Annotated in this window: 1 protein-coding gene; it reads right to left on the bottom strand. The window is 57.3% G+C overall.

Features of this window, described 5'->3' with window-relative positions:
- A partial coding sequence (locus QSV46_RS39710) for a TauD/TfdA dioxygenase family protein (RefSeq protein WP_409997293.1) occupies positions 1 to 258 on the bottom strand: 258 nt, incomplete at its 3' end.
- Between the last annotated feature and the right edge of the window lie 16 nt (positions 259 to 274).

Raw genomic sequence — 274 nt, 5'->3', positions numbered from 1 at the left:
CATCGATGCCGTTCCCTTGGTAGCACCGATTGTCGGATGCGGCTCAAGCTTTCCAAAACGAAGAGCAAAACGCTCCTGCTCGGCGTCGTCGAGATGACCCTGGTCGCGGAAGAAGATGACCTTGCGCTCGAGCAGAACGCTGTGGATCGCGGCAATCGTCTGGTCCGACAAATCGCCCGACAGCTTAACGTTCCTAATTTCAGCGCCAATGCGCGTTGCGCGTTTGACGACGTCGGCACGCGGAATGACGTCATCGATCGAAGCCGTTTCACTC

Source organism: Bradyrhizobium cosmicum, from assembly GCF_032290525.1.
GTDB classification, from domain to species: Bacteria; Pseudomonadota; Alphaproteobacteria; order Rhizobiales; family Xanthobacteraceae; genus Bradyrhizobium; species Bradyrhizobium cosmicum_A.
This window is presented reverse-complemented; position numbering and strand designations above follow the sequence as displayed.